This window comes from Aeromonas sp. FDAARGOS 1403, from assembly GCF_019047325.1.
GTDB lineage: Bacteria > Pseudomonadota > Gammaproteobacteria > Enterobacterales > Aeromonadaceae > Aeromonas > Aeromonas dhakensis.
Genome location: NZ_CP077249.1, coordinates 1,431,105 through 1,446,379 on the forward strand (window position 1 = coordinate 1,431,105; position 15,275 = coordinate 1,446,379).

Genomic DNA, 15,275 nt, shown 5'->3' on the forward strand with positions numbered 1-15,275 from the left:
GCCATTGCAGCAAAAAACCGGGGCCCGGCGGGCGGCCCGGTCATTAACTGCGCGGATCTTCCACCTTGGTGTCGGCGGGCACCCGTTTCTTGCCCAGCACCATGGCGCGTACCAGGTCGCTGCGGGTGAGGCGATCGGTCAGGATCACCACGGCCGCATGGACACCGACGGCGGCCATCAGGGTGTTGGCGAGGATGCCGTGCAGCTCCTCCAGCCAGTCCTCGCCCCAGAAGGCATCCCAGGTGGTGAGCCAGCCGGTGACCACGGTGCCGACCAGCGACAGCAGCAGCAGCCAGATCATCAGGGCGCCGACCGGGTTGTGGCCGAGGTAGTAGGGGTGACGGCCCTGGGCCAGCTGGCGCAGGTAGTAGCGCACCCGGGCCGGGGTCGGCCACCACTGGCCGAAGCGGGCGTAATGAGGGCCGATCAGTCCCCACAGCAGGCGGATGATGAGCAGGATGCCCACCGCGTAGCCGGCGTACTTGTGGAGCTTGCTCCCCTCTTCCAGGATGAAGAAGTTGAGCAGGCAGAGGGTGACGGTGGCCCAGTGAAACACCCGGATGAGGGGATCCCAGACTTTCACTTCAGAGGTAGGGGTCATGGCAAGGCTCCAAGGTTGGGGCCGGCGCATTGCCGGCCCAACGCGGCGTTATTCGTCGATCTCTTCTTTCACTTTCTTCAGATCGGTCGGGTCGAAGTAGATCTCGACCTTGCGCTTCTCCTTGTCCCAACCGTAAATCTCGTAGCAATTGGTCTCGGTGACCTTGAACTTCTTGATGTCATAGCCCATCGCCTTGATCTGCTGCTGGGCGTCGGCTTCGCTCATCCACTTGCTCTTGTCGGCCTGGGTACATTGGGGATCGGCCAGGGCTGCGCCGCTCAACAGAGGGATCAGTAACAACAGGGGGGTCAGTTTCATTGCTTGCTCCTTGCGGGTGGTTGGGTCAACAGCCACAAGGTTAGTTCAGCTCCCTTAAGAAAGAATTAAGCGCAGAAGGGGATGAACGGGTCTCCCCGGCAGGGCGCCGGGGAGCGGGCTCAGCTCAGCTTGCCCCTGACCAGCCACTTGTCCAGCGCGTTGGCGAAGCGCTGCTTGTCGGCCGCGTTGAGGGGGGCCGGGCCACCGGTCTGGACCCCGGCCGAGCGCAGCTCTTCCATGAAGTTGCGCATGCCGAGCCGCGCCTTGATGGTCTCGCGGGTGTAGATCTCGCCGCGGGGGTTGAGCGCCTCGCCGCCGGCATCGATCACCAGGGCGGCGAGGGGGATGTCACCGGTGATCACCAGATCGCCGGGTTTGACCTGCTGGGCGATGACATGATCTGCCACATCGAAGCCCTTCTCCACCTGCTGGGTCTTGATGAAGGGGGAGGGGGGCACACGCAGCCCCTGATTGGCCACTAGCGTGGTCACCACCTGGGCGCGGTGGGCGGCACGGTAGAGGATCTCCTTGACCGGAATGGGGCAGGCATCGGCATCGACCCAGATGGGCATGGCATGGTTTCCTGTGTCTGAAACGAGTGGCGCATCTTAGCACGGCCGGGGGCGGCCGGCTGCCCCGGGGCTGAGTCGGGTCCGGCTTTGGTGTAAGCTGGGCCGATGAACATGAGTGAGAAGGACGAGCAGATGGATCGGGTGCCCAGTGACGTGATTTATGGCCTGACCCTGGATGGCAGGGGGGGCATGCAGCCGCTGGCGGCGGGCAGCGAGATACCGGCAGCGCAGCCGGGCTGGCTGCATCTGGACTATGGCAACCCGGAGGCGGCGCGCTGGCTGTTGCAGACGCCACTGCTGGGTGACGCGGCACGCGAATCCCTGCTCGGCCAGAGCAATCGCCCCAAACTGGTGCGGATGGGGGAGACGGTGCTGCTGATCCTGCGCGGCATCAACCACAACAAGGATCACAGGCCCGAAGAGATGGTGGCGCTGCGGATCTTCATCACGCCGGATCTCATCATCAGCAGCCGGCGCCGGCCACTGCTGTCGGAAAAAGATGTCTTCGAGCAGCTGAAGCAGGGGGGCGGTGCGGACACCCCGGCCGACTGGCTGGTGGAGATCTGCGACGCCCTGACCGATCGGGCTGGGGAGTTCGTCGAGGAGCTGCACGACCAGATCCTGGATCTGGAAGAGCAGGTGCTGATGCGCGACCTGCCTGCCAACGGCCGGCTGGCGCTGATCCGCAAGCAGCTCATCATGATCCGCCGCTACCTCTCCCCCCAGCGGGATCTGGTGGCGCGCCTCGCCAACGAGAAGATCAGCTGGCTGGACGAGGACGACCGGCGCCGCCTGCTCGACATCGCCGACCGGCTGCGGCGCTGGCTCGACGATCTGGATGCCGGGGTGGCGCGCACCGCCGTGCTGGCGGACGAGATCAACAACCTGATGGCGGAGGCGACCAACCGCCGCGCCTACCAGATGTCGGTGATGGCGCTGCTGTTTCTGCCCGCCAGCTTCCTGACCGGCCTGTTCGGCATCAACCTGGGAGGCATCCCCGGAGCCGAGAGCCCGACCGCCTTCTGGATCTTCTGCGGATCCCTGGTGGCGCTGGCCGCCGGGCTGGCGGTCTGGCTCAAACACAGACGCTGGTGGTAAGGAGCCGACATGACCACATGGGAATCTTTTGGCGTGACCCTGCTGCTGTTGCTGGGCCACACCCTCATTCGCGGCCTCATTCACAAGAGCCTGATGGCCCTCGGCCAGAGCCGGCAGGTGAGCGAGAACCGGGTGCTCTACGTGGAGCACGTGTTCCACTTCCTGCTCGGTTGCGCCACCCTGCTGATCCTGGCAGGGGTGTGGGGGCTCGACTTCTCGCGGCTGGTGGTGCTGGCCTCCTCCTTCTTCGCTGTGCTGGGGGTCGCCATGGTGGCGCAGTGGTCGATCCTCTCCAACATCACCGCCAGCATCACCATCTTCTTCGCCTTCCCCTACCGGATTGGCGATCGGATCCGGATCCTCGACAAGGATGATTCCGTCACCGGGGTCATCACCGAGATCGGTCTCTTCTACGTGCGGGTGCGCGATGACAACGGCGATCTGGTCACCTATCCCGCCAACCTGATCCTGCAAAAGCCGGTCAGACGGCTGGAGGGCAAGGGGGCTGACCCCCTGCAACCGGAATGAGAAAAGGCTCCCGTGGGAGCCTTTTTTGCGCCTGCCAGCTTCTCAGCGTTCGAAGAAGCGGTAGAGGTGCTCGATCTGGATCGGGCAGTCCGCCACCAGATGCACATGCTGGCGGGCCTCTTCGACCGAGCCGAAGCTGAGGGGGCAACCCAGGGTGTCGGTCATCTCGTACAGTTTGCCGTCCTGTCCCCTGAACTCCACGATCCAGCCGGGCAGGATGGCATCCTGCAGGATCTCGGCTTCCTTGAAGGCTTGTTGCTGGTAGAGCAGACGAAGTTCATTGACTGTCATGACATCCTCCCGTGACGCTTGATGCCACTTCAAGTCTAGTGGTTGCGGCCGCAATCAGGCGGCTCATTTGGCCGTCTTGAGGTGTTCCCAGGCCCAGCGCAGGCGGATGAAGGTGTCGGCGTCGCCCCCCCGATCCGGATGGTGTTGCAGTGCCAGCTCACGCCAGCGGCGGCGAATGGCGTCAGGCCCCGCCCCGGCCGGCAGGGCGAACAGGGTCAGCGCCTCGGCCCTGTGTTCATCCCGTGCGTAGGCCCGCCAGAAGCTGCCGAGCAGGGCCTCCACCTCCTCCCGGTCGGTCTGCCAGAACACCTGCCAGTCGAGGTAGTAACTGCGCAGCGCCTCGCCCTGGGCGAGGGCGCTTCCCGCGTTGCGAGGGGCGAGCGGTTCGAGCCGGATATCCAGGGTGCTAATCAGCAGCCACCACCCTTCGCCATGGAGCTCGGCCTGCAGCTGATAGAGGGCGTTCATGATGAGAAAATTGAGCCGAAACAGCTGCTGCTGCTCGTCCCCCGGCAGAGGCGGGATGAGCTCCTGGCGGCGCAGCTCGGCCAGCAGCTCGTGCACCTTGTAGCTGCCGCTGGCCTGCCTGAGCAGTGCCAGCAGCGGGGCGAGCAGCGGGTTGGCGGTCGGCTCGGCGGTCGATTCGGCAGAGTTCACTGGCCGGCCCCCTCTTTGGGGGGCTGCAGGGCGATCAGCAGCTCCCCGGCCAGCGGCTCGACGGGGCCGGTGACGATGCGAGGCCGCCCCTTGCCGTCCAGCACGAACAGCGGGATGGCGCCCGGGTTGGCCTCCTGATACTGGGCCCAGTCGAACGCCTCGCTCAGGCGGGTCGCCTTGATCTGGCCGCCCCGGCTCAGCAGGCCGCTCAGCCTGGCGTAGTTGATGTCTGGGCCGAACAGGTTCTGACGGGCGCGGAAGGTGGCGCTCTCCCGGTTGGCTTTGCCGTGCTGCTCGCTGGAGCGCAACGAGTAGACCTTCTCCTCGCCGTAGAGGTGGGCGAAGTGCAGCACGCCGAGGGCGTTGTTGTGGCGGTTGGGGGAGAGCGCCAGCACGGTACTGATGCTGGTGAGCGGCAGGTGCAGCTCGGCGTGTTCGGATTGCGGGTTGCCGAAGTAGCAGGGCAGGTTGCTCATCCGCGCCTGTCGGCAGAACTCCCAGGCTGGATCGCAGAGCTGGACCGGTACCCCCTGATCCGCCAGTGCCCGGCCGATGGCCCGCGCCACCGAGTTGGCCCCGATGATGAGCCAGGTGTTGGGGGCGCTCTGGCGCATCTTGAGCAACCCGGCCAGCGGCGCCGAGGTGAGGCTCTGCAGCACCACGGTAGAGATGATCACCGCAAACACCAGCGGCACCAGCTTGTCGGCATCGGCAATGCCGGCCTCATGCAGGCTGATGGCGAAGGAGGCGCTGACCGCCGCCGCCACTATGCCGCGCGGCGCGATCCAGCCGAGCAGGGCGCGGGCCCGCCAGGAGAGATCGGATCCCCAGGTGGAGACCAGGATGCAGAGCGGACGCGCCACGAACTGCACCACGCACAGCAGCGCCAGCACCATGGGGCCGAGCTGCCAGAGCTGGGCCAGATCGAGGCGGGCCGCCAGCAGGATGAAGAGGGAGGAGATGAGGATGACGGCGAGATCCTCCTTGAAGGCCAGCACCTCCTCCAGATCCAGCCCCTCCTGATTGGCGAGCCAGATGCCGAACACGGTCACCGCCAGCAGGCCGGATTCGTGGCTGAGCCAGTTGGAGAGGCTGAAGGTGACCAGCACCAGCGCCAGTACGCCGAACTTGTGCAGACTGACCGGCAGCCAGTCCTTGCGGATCAGCAGGGTGGTGAGCCAGCCGGCACCGACCCCGATGAGCGAGCCCACCCCCACCGTCTTGGCCAGCGCCAGCAGGGTGTGGCCGACCAGATCCCCCTGGCTGCCGAGGCGCACTGCCTCGAACACCAGCACCGCAAACAGGGCGCCGATGGGATCGATGACGATCCCCTCCCAGCGCAGGATGCGGTCCACCTCCCGGGTCGGGCGGATCACGTTGAGCATGGGGGCGACCACGGTAGGGCCGGTCACCACCAGCACGGCGCCGAGTACCATGGCGACCCGCCAGTCCAGCCCCAGCAGGAAGTAACCGGCGCTGCCGATGACGGCGAAGCTCACCAGCATGCCGGTGGAGCAGAGGTTGCGCACCACCTTGCCGATCCCCTTGAGCTCGGCCAGGTGCAGGGTCAGTGCCCCCTCGAACAAGATGATGGCGACCGACAGAGAGACCAGCGGAAACAGCAGGTCGCCGAGCAGGGCATCGGGGTCGAGCAGGCCGCCGACCGGCCCCAGCAGCAGGCCGGTGAGCAACAGAAACAGGATGGCGGGTACCCGCAGCGACCAGGCGAGCCACTGGGCCAGCACTGAGACCAGGGCGATCCCGGCCAGGGAGAGAGCGATCATGCAGACCTCGGTTGGGGCAATGGACCTGGAGGAAGTGTAGTGGGGAAGATGGTCAGATTGACACCAGCCGGCGGTGGGAGCAAGGGGGGACGCGGGTCGCGCGACAGCAGGCGTCACGGTTGCGGGGAAGGTGAGGCAGGGGGCCGCAGGCTGCGGCCACCAGCCGGATTAGATGGGGCTCTCTTTGTGGAGCTCGGTGACGCAGTCGGCCACCGCCAGCACCAGCGCCGAGCGCACCACCTGATCGAGCCGGTTCAGCTGCATCTGGTAGAAGGGCCAGTCCTCCTCGTTGGCGGGGGCCTCCTGCGGCATCATGCCGCCCTGGCTGACGCCGTGCAGACGTGCCAGCAGATCGCGGATCGGCTTGTCGCTGAAGCGGTAATCCTTGGGGTCGCGCACCAGAAAATCGCGGATCTTCAGGTAAGCCTCGAGATCCTGATAGCGCTCGAGGGAGATGAGGCCGAGGGCGAAGATGAGCTTGAGGCGTACCTCCAGCTGGCCGAGGGGGCCGCTCTGGTTGAGCAAAGGTTCGATGGCGTATTTGACGGCATACTCCTCCTGACGGAACGCGCGTCGCATCAGGGAGTCGACCGCCTCTTCCAGGATGGTCACGACTTCGAGAAAGAAGCCGCGGGGGCCATCCTGCTCGTTCAGTCGTTCCAGTACTTCATCTTCCTGGTGTGTGGTCATAAGTGCATTGGGTCCAGCTGACAGGGAGAGAGTGAGCCTCTCTCCCGGTTTTTATCGTATGAGGCGCTTTGGTGGCCGGCCTGCGCGGGCCGGCACGGTGGCGCCTCATCAGGTCACTTCAAATTGCCATAACGGGTGACGATGGCGCTGACGATGTCGCTGTCGGCGGCCAGGCCAGTGATGCGCGCCAGGGCCTGGGCCGGGCCCAGCTCCGCCAGCAGCTGTTGCAGCTCCACCGCCTGCGGGTCATCGGCATTGCGATAGTGCAGCGCAGCGGCGATCCCCTCCTGCAGGTGATCGCTGGGCAGGCCGTACTCCAGGGTGCCGAGCAACGGCTTCACCAGCCGATCCCCCGCCGCCAGCTTGCGCAGCGGCTGACGGCCGACCCGGTCAATCTCGTCCACCAGATAGGGGTTGGCGAAGCGGGCCAGGATCTTCTCGATGTAGGCGGCGTGCAGGCGCGGGTCGAAACCGTAGCGTTGCACCAGCACGGCGCCGCTCTCCTCCATGGCGCGGCGTACCTTGCTGCGGATCAGCGGATCCTCGATCGCCTCGCGAATGGTGCGATAGCCCCTCAGCTTGCCGAGGTAGGCAGTGACGATGTGGCCGGTGTTGAGGGTGAACAGCTTGCGCTCGACGAAGGCCATCAGGTTGTCGGTGGGCTCCATGCCCGCCACCTGGGGCAGCTCGCCCTTGAACTGGGTCTGGTCGACGATCCATTCGCTGAAGCTCTCCACCGTCACTTCCAGCGGATCATCGTTGGCCGCGGCCGGCGGGACGATGCGGTCCACCGCCGAGTCGACGAAGCCGATGCAGGCGTCGAGGGTGGCATGATACGCGACCGGCAGGTACTTGAGTACCTCCTGCTTGAGGTGGCTGGTGCCGCGCACCATGTTCTCGCAGGCGATGACGTTGAGCGGCGTCAGATTGCCGGCATCGAAGCGGGCCTGCAGCCCCTGGGCCAGGGTGCTGGCAATCTTGTCCAGAATGTTGGGGCCGACCGCGGTGGTGACCAGATCGGCGGTGATGATGCGGGCGATCACCTCGTGGCCGGCGGAGCTCACCGCCGCCACGTTGCGCACCACGTCCAGCTTCTGATCCGCTCCCACCACGTGCACCTTGTACTCCTGGCGGTGGTTGAGCTGGTCGATCAGGGTCTCGTTGACGTCGGCGAAAGTGACCTGGTGGCTGGCGTCAGCCAGCAGTTTGCCGATGAAGCCTCGACCTATGTTGCCGGCACCAAAATGCAATGTTTTCATGATATTAACCTCTTGAACCAAAGACGATGAAGGACGATCAGGCAGCCTGTTCGGCACCCAGCAGATCCAGGAACTCTTGGGGATCCTGGGTGCTGGCCAGCCGGTCGATGAGGCCGGGTTCGTCCAGTGCATTGGTCAGGCGGGTTATCACCTGCATGTGTTCGTCGTTGCGGGCGGCGATGCCGATCACCAGCCGCGCCACTTCATCGGCCGCCTCGCCGAAGGCGACCCCGGCCGGGTATTGGCAGATGACGATGCCGGTGCGCTTCACAAACTCCTTGGCGGCGATGGTGCCGTGCGGCACGGCGATGGATTCGCCGAGGTAGGTGGAGACCAGCTGTTCGCGCTCCAGCATGGCGTTGACGTAGTCGGGCGCTACGTAGCCCCGCTCCGCCAGCAGCTTGCCGGCAGCCCGGATGGCGGCCTCCTTGTTGTCGGCCTTGAGCCCCAGGTGCACGTCATGCCGGCTCAGGGTGAACACTTCGGCGGCCTGCGGCTCGTAGTTGTCGTCGTTGGCAGCCACCAGCAGCTGCGGGTTGGCGACGTCATCGTTGGCGGCCTGGGTCAGGCTCTGTACCAGCTCCTGATAGAGACCGTTGTCGAGGAAGTTGGTGAGCGAGATGTGGTGAGCGTGCGGCGCGTGGCGACGGGCCCGCTCGGTCAGATCCTTGTGGGTGATGACCCAGTCCACCTGATCGTCGAGCTGATCGATGGCACGGTTGGTGACGCTGATGTCGAGGCCGGCGGCCTGCACCCGCTTGCGCAGCAGGCCGGCGCCCATGGCGCTGGAGCCCATGCCCGCATCGCAGGCGACGACGATGTTGCGCACCGCCATCAGTTCACCGCCCGGCTTCTTGGCTGCTGCGGTCTCGGGCTTGGCACCCTTCATGGCTTTCATCTTGCGAGTGGCTTCACCCAATGCATCGGCCTCGTCGGCTTCCGGCTGCTGGGCACGGACGAACACGGCGGCGACCAGGAAGGAGACCAGGGTGGCGCTGATGATGGAGAGGGCGACCCCTATGAGGGAGGCTTTCGGTGTCATCAACAGCACGGCGAAGATGGAACCCGGTGAGGCGGGGGAGACCAGACCTGCGTTGAACAGGGTCAGGGTGAACACCCCGGTCATGCCGCCGGCGATCACCGCCAGGATGAGGCGCGGGTTCATCAGCACGTACGGGAAGTAGATCTCGTGGATGCCGCCGAAGAAGTGGATGATGGAGGCACCGGCAGCGGACTGCTTGGCGGCGCCGCGACCGAACACCATGTAGGCCAGCAGCACGCCCATGCCCGGGCCCGGGTTCGCTTCAATCAGGAAGAAGATGGAGCGGCCGTGCTCGGTGGCCTGCTGGATCCCCAGCGGCGAGAAGATGCCGTGGTTGATGGCGTTGTTGAGGAACAGGATCTTGGCCGGCTCGACGAAGATGGAGGTGAGCGGCAGCAGGTTGTTGTCCACCAGGAAGCCGACGCCACCGGCCAGCACGCCGGAGAGCACCTTGACGAAGGGGCCGATCACGAAGAAGGCGAGGATCGCCAGCAGCATGCCGATGAGGCCGGCGGAGAAGTTGTTGACCAGCATCTCGAAGCCGCTCTTGACGCGACCTTCCATCGCCTTGTCGAAACGCTTGATGGCCCAGCCACCGAGCGGGCCAACCATCATGGCGCCCATGAACATGGGAATGTCGGTCCCCACGATGACGCCCATGGTGGTGATGGCACCGACCACGCCGCCGCGCTCACCGCCCATCAGCTTGCCGCCGGTATAGCCAATCAGCAGCGGCAGCAGGTAGGTGATCATGGGGCCGACCAGCTTGGCCAAGGTTTCGCTCGGCAGCCAGCCGGTGGGAATGAAGAGGGCGGTAATAAAGCCCCAGGCGATGAAGGCGCCTATGTTGGGCATGACCATATTGGACAGGAAGCGTCCAAAATTCTGTATCTTGACTTTGGTATCCGGTGATAACATGTCGGGACCCCGTTTTAAGCCTGTTTGATTAAAAGTGGTAGTCGGGCTGGCCGGTTTTGCCGAACCGCCATCCCTGTCGTCTAAGCAACTTCAATCTACCAGCTTGTGATCAAATTAGGCTGAAAACGGGGTGTCTTGTGACGCAGGTCTCAAATACCCCAACTTCCCCCCTCCCTTCATAGTGACGTCGATCACATTCACTCTCTGTATTTCGGCTACATTTCGATCTTTGCTGCCACCAGTATCGTTTTTATGTGACGCGAATCACTGTTCGCTGTTTGCGCAAACCCAGTGTCAATGTGATCTATTTCTCATTTCCATTATTTGTATTCAATTGGAGCAATTCACCCGACCTGAAAACTGAGGCTGTTGACGATTGATTGGTTGAGTTCATATTCAAATAACCAATGAATCAATTATTTTGTAACCCACTTTCAGTTTTTCATGATCTCCTTCAGCCGCAGAGCCGACGCATCAGCCACTCCAGCGGGCCTCGCTCGAAGCGCATATTCCAGAGATTGGCAAACAGCAGCGCCGCCAGGGCGAAGAGGCCGGCGGCCAGCACCACCTCGGGCAGATCCTGCCCCTGTAGCCAGCCGATCGCCTCCAGTACCCCCATGCCGAGCATGATGTGGGCCAGATAGAGGGTCAGGGTCTGCCGGCCGACCGGCAGCCACACTCGCCACCAGCGAGCCTCGGGCAGGGCGCGTCCCAGCCAGAGGCAGAGGGCGATCAGGGTGCTGGCCGCGCCCATGCCGAACAGCAGGTAGAGCGGCGCCGGGGGAATGGGCTGGGTCGCCAGCAGTGGCGCCAGTTCGGGGTTCGGCAAGAGGGTCGGCAACCAGAGCGACAGCCCTTTGGCCAGCGCCATGGCACTCACCCCGCCGGCCAGCAGCCAGCGCTGGGTGACCGGATTGGCCAGAGACTGACGGCTCAGCCAGAGGCCGTAGAGCAGAAAGCCCAGCCAGGGCACCACCGGGTGCCAGCCGTTGAACAGCAGATTGCGGATGAAGCCGGTCAGGGTCCAGAACTCGGGATAGCTGAAGCTGTGCCACTGCCAGCCCCGATCGTAATCGAGCAGGAACAGCAGGCCGACGAAGCTTGCCGCCAGCAGCGGGATCAGGGCCAGTAGCCAGGGGGAGGGAAGCCGGAGACAGCAGGCTCCCAGCAGAAAGTAGACGGCGTAGTAGTGGATGATGTCGGCCGGAAACACCAGGTAGTTGAGCAGCCCCACGATCAGCAGGAACAGGGCCCGCCTGGCGGTATGGCTCATGGCCGCCGACCACGCCAGCTTGCGGGTTGACAGCCCCAGCCCGATGCCGGCCAGTACCACGAAGCTGGCGGCGGAGCGCCCCTCCAGTGCATCCAGCAGGGGCTTGAGCCAGGTCGGCCCCCCCGCCAACACCCCCATGGCGATGCGAAAATTCACCAGCACCATGCCGATAAGCGCCATGGCACGGGCCAGATCCAGTCCTTCCAGTCGATTGTGCGGGGTCGTCATGGTGGTGACTCCTTGGGGTGATCAGCGGGCCGGGCCCAGCAGCTGGTCCAGCAGGGACGGCAACCTTTGTTCCACCGGTGCCTGCTCTGGATGCAGGGCCAGGGCGTGGCGCACCGCCTGCCCCTCCAGTGCGTCCAGCAGCAGCTGGGCCGTGAGATCCGGCAGCAGGTGTGCGGCCAGCTCCCCCGCCTGCTGGCCACGGCGCACCGTCGCCGCCAGGGCATCGCACAGCTGGCGCTGGTTGCTGGCGAAGGTGGCGGCCATTTCCGGATGGCGGGTCAGCTCGGCCAGGATCTCGGTGCCGAGCAGCAGGTTCTCCGGGGTCAGCGACCAGGCGAGGTAGCCGACGGCGAAGCGGGCCAGCGCCGCCCGGGCCGGCCCCTGGACCAGCTCATCCAGCAAGGGTTGCAGCTCGGCCGCCTCCAGCGAGGCGATGTGGGCGATCAGCTCCTCCTTGCGGGCGAAGTGGTTGTAGAGGTTGCCGAGGCTCACCCCGGCGGCGGCGGCGATGTCGCGCATGCCGGTCTGGTGGAAGCCCCGCTCGATGAAGCAGCCGAGCGCCGCCTGGATGATCTGCTCGCGCCGCTGCTCCAGCCGCAGGTTGTTGGTGGTCATGGGGATGCCTCTTGCCTGAAAACCTTTCATGAGCGAACGTTCGTTCATTTGTAGATTCACTCTATGCCCGTGACGAGCCACTGGCAAGCCAGGGGCGTACAAAAAGTGATCTACTGACCAGGCGGGCGGCATGACCCAATAAAAAAGCCCGCAGGGTGCGGGCTTTTGCAAGGAGGGAAGGCCTTGGCTTATTCGGCCTTGGGGGCCTCGTCGGCAGGCGCGGCATCGGCTTCGCTGGCCGGGGCGACCGGCGCCGGGCCCGGCACCAGCTCTACCGCCGGCTTGGCGATGAGGGAGCGGGTCTCTTCCACCGCTTCGGTCAGCTTGACCTCGATGATCTGGCCGAGCTCGTAGACCACCTCGGTCTTGTCCAGATAGACGCGGCCGTTGTCCCAGTTGCACTCCAGCCGCTCCTTGTTGTCGAGGATGTGGCGGGCGGGCATGAATACCACGGCACCGTTCTCCTGCAGGCGCAGCTTGAGGCCGGCACGCATCACGTCGATGATCTCGGCGTTGAACACCTTGTCGGTACCGGCATCGGCCTTCAGGTAGCGGACATAGAGCCAGTCGCCGATGTCGCGCTCCACCATGCGGTGCAGGCGACGGCAGGCGGTCAGGTGCTCGGTCAGCTCCAGGCTCGGGCGCTCACCCGGGGTCTTGCCGGCGATGACGGCCTTGAGCAGGCGATGGTTGACCATGTCGCCGTACTTGCGGATCGGTGAGGTCCAGGTGGCGTAGGCATCCAGCCCCAGGCCGTAGTGGGCACCCGGTTCGGCGGACATCAGCGCATAGCTCTGGAAGCGGCGGATCTTGCCGTCCAGCCAGCGGGTGTCCAGGCTGTCGATCCAGCGGCGCAGGGCGCAGAAGCCGGACAGACTGGCGATATCGATCTTCTCGAACGGGGCCTCGGCGCTTTTCAGCAGATCGATGGCACCGTCGAGGGACTCTTCATCAAAGCCGGTGTGGACGTTGAAGATGCCGTAGCCGACCTGCTTGCCCAGCACGCGGCCGGCGCAGATGTTGGCGGCGATCATCGACTCTTCCACCATGCGGTTGGCGATGCGGCGCGGCTCGACGTGGATGGCCAGCACAGCGCCGTTCTCGCCCAGCTCGAAGTCGTAGTCGGGGCGATCCGGGAACACCAGGGCGTGTTCGGTGCGCCACTTGATGCGCGCCTCGGTCATCGCCTTCATCAGCGGCAGCTGGGCCAGCACGCCTGCGTCGATATCCAGCGCTTTGCCGTGTTCGGCCCAGTCGGAGACGTCGTCATAGTTGAGGCGGGCGTGAGAGCAGATGCGGGCGGCGAAGAACTCGGTCTCCTCCAGCAGCAGGCCATCCTCGGCGATCAGCAGGCGGGCGCACAGGGTGTTGCGCTCCTCGCCCTCTTTCAGGGAGCAGAGCTCGTCGGAGAGGGTGCGCGGGATCATCGGCACGTTGCGGCCCGGCATGTAGACGGTGAAGGCGCGTTGGGCGGCCTCCTTGTCCAGCTCGCTCCCTTCGGCCACATAGGCGGTCGGGTCGGCTATGGCGACCAGCAGCTCCCAGCCGTTGTCCAGCTTGCGGATGGCCAGGGCATCGTCCATGTCCTTGGTCTTGGCGCCGTCGATGGTGAAGAAGGGGGTCGCGGTCAGATCGGTGCGGGGCAGCTCTTCCTCTTCGATCACCTTCCACTCCGGCAGATCCGCCGGCTCGACCTGGGCCAGGTTGTGGCGCGCCAGCACCACCCACCAGGGCACGTTGTGATCTTCCTGGGCGGCGATCTTCTGGGTGATCTCGGCGGAGAAGTTGCCATCCACCAGGGCGTGACGCTTGAGGGTGGCGACCACCCAGTCCCCTTCCTTGAACTCTTTCTCGTCCAGACCCTTCTTGACGCGGGCCTTGATGGCATCCTTGATCAGCGGATGATCGGCCACCACGTTGAGGCGGTCGCGGAACATCTTGACCCGGGCCACGAAGCGGGTGACGGACTGCTCCAGCAACTCATCCGGCTCGGCCACTTCCTTCTCTTTCTCGGTGCGGATCAGGGCGGTCACCCGGTCACCGTGCATCACCTTTTTCATGTAGGGAGGCGGCACGAAATAGCTGGTCTTCTCATCGACCTCCAGGAAGCCGAAGCCCCGATCGGAGGCGCGGATCACACCCTCTTTCTTGGGGATGTTTTCGCGGATTTGTTGCTTGAGCTGGGCCAGCAGCGGATTGTCTTGGAACATAAATGGGGAACCTGAGTGGAGACCTGGTGGTTAATCGCCCAGCACTATACGTTTTTACCCCTCCAAAGCCAAGGTGAATGGCCCTGTCAGGGGCGTTGCAGCGCCTGGCGACCCTGCTCGATCAGGCGCTGGGATATCTGTTTGTGCAGCCCGCGCTCCAGCACCCAGCGGTGCCAGTAGAGTCGTTCGACCAGGTGCTGATCCGGGTTGAGATCGAGCAATGACCCCTCCGCCAGCTGGCGACGGATCTGCAGTTCCGGGATGAGGCAGCAGGCCAGCCCCTGTTCGGCCATGGCGACGAAGGCCTCCGACGAGCGCACCGTGTGGCAGGGGTAGCCGCCGGGCTCCAGCCCGAAGTGGCGGGCCATGTAGCTGACGTGCATGTCGTCGCGCTGATCGAAGGCCACCGCCGGCGCCTTGGCCAGCGCCGCCAGGGTCAACCCCTGCGGGAAGTGGCGCTCGACGAAGGCAGGGCTGGCGGTGAGCAGGTAACACATCTCGCCGAGCTCGTCGACGCAGCAGCCCGCCAGTGGCTGGCCGTGCAGGCTGACGGCACCGAACGCCTGCCCCTCGCGCACCCGATCCAGGGTGCGGCTCTCGTCATCTACCAGCAGGTTGAGCTCGATGGGGTGCTGTTCCAGCAGCGGAGCCAGGGCGGGCAGAAACCAGGTGGCCAGGCTGTCGGCATTGACGGCAATGCTGACCCGGATCGGCGCCTGGGGCTCGGCGGGAGAGAGCTCGCCGGCCAGCTCCAGTTCCAGCTGGCGTACCTGGCGGTAGTGGGCCAGCAGCTTCTGCCCGAGCGGGGTGGCCTGCAGCGGCTGGCCGCGAATGATCAGCGGCTCGGCAAACTGCTGCTCCAGCTGCTTGATGCGCTGGGAGATGGCGGACTGGGTGATGTGCAGGCGCTGGGCGGCCCGCTCGAAGTTCTGCTCCTGCATCACCGCATCCAGCGCCAGCAGCAGCTTGTAGTCCAACGCCTTCATCAGCATTCCTTATCAGCAGGGAGATTGAGAAGGGATGCTACTCAAGTGGTGGCGAGAGAACAACCTGAGAGCGCTGAAAATGTCGGCAGCGCAGGCGGGACAAGGGCTGTGGGGTCAAAGCGGGTTTGTCACTGTGAGATGTGACAGTGGTGGTCAAAAGGTATTCAGTGGATACTCTTTTGCGTCCGTTTTTGCATGGGGTGGA

The 15,275-nt window shown here is 64.7% G+C and carries 15 protein-coding genes; 2 read left to right on the plus strand and 13 right to left on the minus strand.

Annotation, left to right across the window (positions count from 1 at the left end):
* Nucleotides 1-43: 43 nt before the first annotated feature.
* The 3 genes from I6L33_RS06900 to I6L33_RS06910 all read right to left on the minus strand — a co-directional run bounded on the left by I6L33_RS06900 (nucleotide 44) and on the right by I6L33_RS06910 (nucleotide 1,491).
* A complete protein-coding gene (locus I6L33_RS06900) occupies nucleotides 44-601 on the minus strand; it encodes a cytochrome b/b6 domain-containing protein (protein ID WP_201971546.1) in 558 nt (185 codons plus the stop codon).
* A 48-nt stretch (nucleotides 602-649) separates the two neighbouring features.
* Nucleotides 650-919, minus strand: a complete 270-nt coding sequence (locus I6L33_RS06905) for a PepSY domain-containing protein (protein WP_005308413.1) — start codon at nucleotides 917-919, stop codon at nucleotides 650-652.
* 119 nt (nucleotides 920-1,038) lie between these two features.
* Nucleotides 1,039-1,491, minus strand: a complete 453-nt coding sequence (locus tag I6L33_RS06910; RefSeq protein ID WP_005308419.1) for a YaiI/YqxD family protein — start codon at nucleotides 1,489-1,491, stop codon at nucleotides 1,039-1,041.
* 105 nt (nucleotides 1,492-1,596) lie between these two features.
* On the opposite strand from I6L33_RS06910, the gene zntB reads away from it, so the two are divergent.
* On the plus strand, nucleotides 1,597-2,589 hold the full coding sequence (gene zntB / locus I6L33_RS06915) for a zinc transporter ZntB (protein WP_010635250.1): 993 nt from the start codon (nucleotides 1,597-1,599) through the stop codon (nucleotides 2,587-2,589).
* 9 nt (nucleotides 2,590-2,598) lie between these two features.
* The gene (locus tag I6L33_RS06920) at nucleotides 2,599-3,117 is read left to right on the plus strand and encodes a mechanosensitive ion channel domain-containing protein (protein WP_005308424.1); all 519 of its coding nucleotides are present in this window, start codon (nucleotides 2,599-2,601) and stop codon (nucleotides 3,115-3,117) included.
* A gap of 42 nt (nucleotides 3,118-3,159) precedes the next feature.
* Here the strand turns inward: I6L33_RS06920 and I6L33_RS06925 are convergent, their stop codons facing one another.
* The 10 genes from I6L33_RS06925 to I6L33_RS06970 all read right to left on the minus strand — a co-directional run bounded on the left by I6L33_RS06925 (nucleotide 3,160) and on the right by I6L33_RS06970 (nucleotide 15,070).
* Nucleotides 3,160-3,408, minus strand: a complete 249-nt coding sequence (locus I6L33_RS06925; protein WP_005308429.1) for a hypothetical protein — start codon at nucleotides 3,406-3,408, stop codon at nucleotides 3,160-3,162.
* Between the two features lie 63 nt (nucleotides 3,409-3,471).
* Complete coding sequence (locus I6L33_RS06930; protein ID WP_139752165.1) at nucleotides 3,472-4,065, minus strand: DNA-J related domain-containing protein; 594 nt, start codon at nucleotides 4,063-4,065, stop codon at nucleotides 3,472-3,474.
* Entirely contained in the window at nucleotides 4,062-5,849 is a 1,788-nt protein-coding gene (locus I6L33_RS06935) for a sodium:proton antiporter (protein WP_216973778.1), read from the minus strand. The genes I6L33_RS06930 and I6L33_RS06935 overlap by 4 nt, the downstream gene beginning before the upstream one ends.
* A gap of 168 nt (nucleotides 5,850-6,017) precedes the next feature.
* Nucleotides 6,018-6,539: an MltR family transcriptional regulator gene (locus I6L33_RS06940; RefSeq protein ID WP_005308438.1), complete on the minus strand. Its 522-nt coding sequence runs from the start codon at nucleotides 6,537-6,539 to the stop codon at nucleotides 6,018-6,020.
* 113 nt (nucleotides 6,540-6,652) lie between these two features.
* Nucleotides 6,653-7,798 (minus strand): mannitol-1-phosphate 5-dehydrogenase, encoded by a 1,146-nt coding sequence (locus I6L33_RS06945; protein WP_042008625.1) that lies wholly within the window; start codon nucleotides 7,796-7,798, stop codon nucleotides 6,653-6,655.
* A 37-nt stretch (nucleotides 7,799-7,835) separates the two neighbouring features.
* Entirely contained in the window at nucleotides 7,836-9,758 is a 1,923-nt protein-coding gene (locus tag I6L33_RS06950; RefSeq protein ID WP_213344033.1) for a PTS mannitol transporter subunit IICBA, read from the minus strand.
* A 454-nt stretch (nucleotides 9,759-10,212) separates the two neighbouring features.
* Complete coding sequence (locus tag I6L33_RS06955) at nucleotides 10,213-11,259, minus strand: DUF418 domain-containing protein (RefSeq protein ID WP_216973779.1); 1,047 nt, start codon at nucleotides 11,257-11,259, stop codon at nucleotides 10,213-10,215.
* A 21-nt stretch (nucleotides 11,260-11,280) separates the two neighbouring features.
* Nucleotides 11,281-11,874 (minus strand): TetR/AcrR family transcriptional regulator, encoded by a 594-nt coding sequence (locus I6L33_RS06960; RefSeq protein WP_216973780.1) that lies wholly within the window; start codon nucleotides 11,872-11,874, stop codon nucleotides 11,281-11,283.
* Between the two features lie 188 nt (nucleotides 11,875-12,062).
* Entirely contained in the window at nucleotides 12,063-14,084 is a 2,022-nt protein-coding gene (locus I6L33_RS06965; protein ID WP_216973781.1) for an exoribonuclease II, read from the minus strand.
* A gap of 86 nt (nucleotides 14,085-14,170) precedes the next feature.
* Nucleotides 14,171-15,070: a LysR family transcriptional regulator ArgP gene (locus I6L33_RS06970; protein WP_216973782.1), complete on the minus strand. Its 900-nt coding sequence runs from the start codon at nucleotides 15,068-15,070 to the stop codon at nucleotides 14,171-14,173.
* Between the last annotated feature and the right edge of the window lie 205 nt (nucleotides 15,071-15,275).

Excerpts from the sequence above, each read along its gene's own strand:
- I6L33_RS06900 (WP_201971546.1), bottom strand. The coding sequence starts at position 601 with ATGACCCCTACCTCTGAAGTGAAAGTCTGGGATCCCCTCATCCGGGTG.
- I6L33_RS06905 (WP_005308413.1), bottom strand. The coding sequence starts at position 919 with ATGAAACTGACCCCCCTGTTGTTACTGATCCCTCTGTTGAGCGGCGCA.
- I6L33_RS06910 (WP_005308419.1), bottom strand. The coding sequence starts at position 1,491 with ATGCCCATCTGGGTCGATGCCGATGCCTGCCCCATTCCGGTCAAGGAG.
- zntB (WP_010635250.1), top strand. The coding sequence starts at position 1,597 with ATGAACATGAGTGAGAAGGACGAGCAGATGGATCGGGTGCCCAGTGAC.
- I6L33_RS06920 (WP_005308424.1), top strand. The coding sequence starts at position 2,599 with ATGACCACATGGGAATCTTTTGGCGTGACCCTGCTGCTGTTGCTGGGC.
- I6L33_RS06925 (WP_005308429.1), bottom strand. The coding sequence starts at position 3,408 with ATGACAGTCAATGAACTTCGTCTGCTCTACCAGCAACAAGCCTTCAAG.
- I6L33_RS06935 (WP_216973778.1), bottom strand. The coding sequence starts at position 5,849 with ATGATCGCTCTCTCCCTGGCCGGGATCGCCCTGGTCTCAGTGCTGGCC.
- I6L33_RS06940 (WP_005308438.1), bottom strand. The coding sequence starts at position 6,539 with ATGACCACACACCAGGAAGATGAAGTACTGGAACGACTGAACGAGCAG.
- I6L33_RS06945 (WP_042008625.1), bottom strand. The coding sequence starts at position 7,798 with ATGAAAACATTGCATTTTGGTGCCGGCAACATAGGTCGAGGCTTCATC.
- I6L33_RS06950 (WP_213344033.1), bottom strand. The coding sequence starts at position 9,758 with ATGTTATCACCGGATACCAAAGTCAAGATACAGAATTTTGGACGCTTC.
- I6L33_RS06955 (WP_216973779.1), bottom strand. The coding sequence starts at position 11,259 with ATGACGACCCCGCACAATCGACTGGAAGGACTGGATCTGGCCCGTGCC.
- I6L33_RS06960 (WP_216973780.1), bottom strand. The coding sequence starts at position 11,874 with ATGACCACCAACAACCTGCGGCTGGAGCAGCGGCGCGAGCAGATCATC.
- I6L33_RS06965 (WP_216973781.1), bottom strand. The coding sequence starts at position 14,084 with ATGTTCCAAGACAATCCGCTGCTGGCCCAGCTCAAGCAACAAATCCGC.
- I6L33_RS06970 (WP_216973782.1), bottom strand. The coding sequence starts at position 15,070 with ATGAAGGCGTTGGACTACAAGCTGCTGCTGGCGCTGGATGCGGTGATG.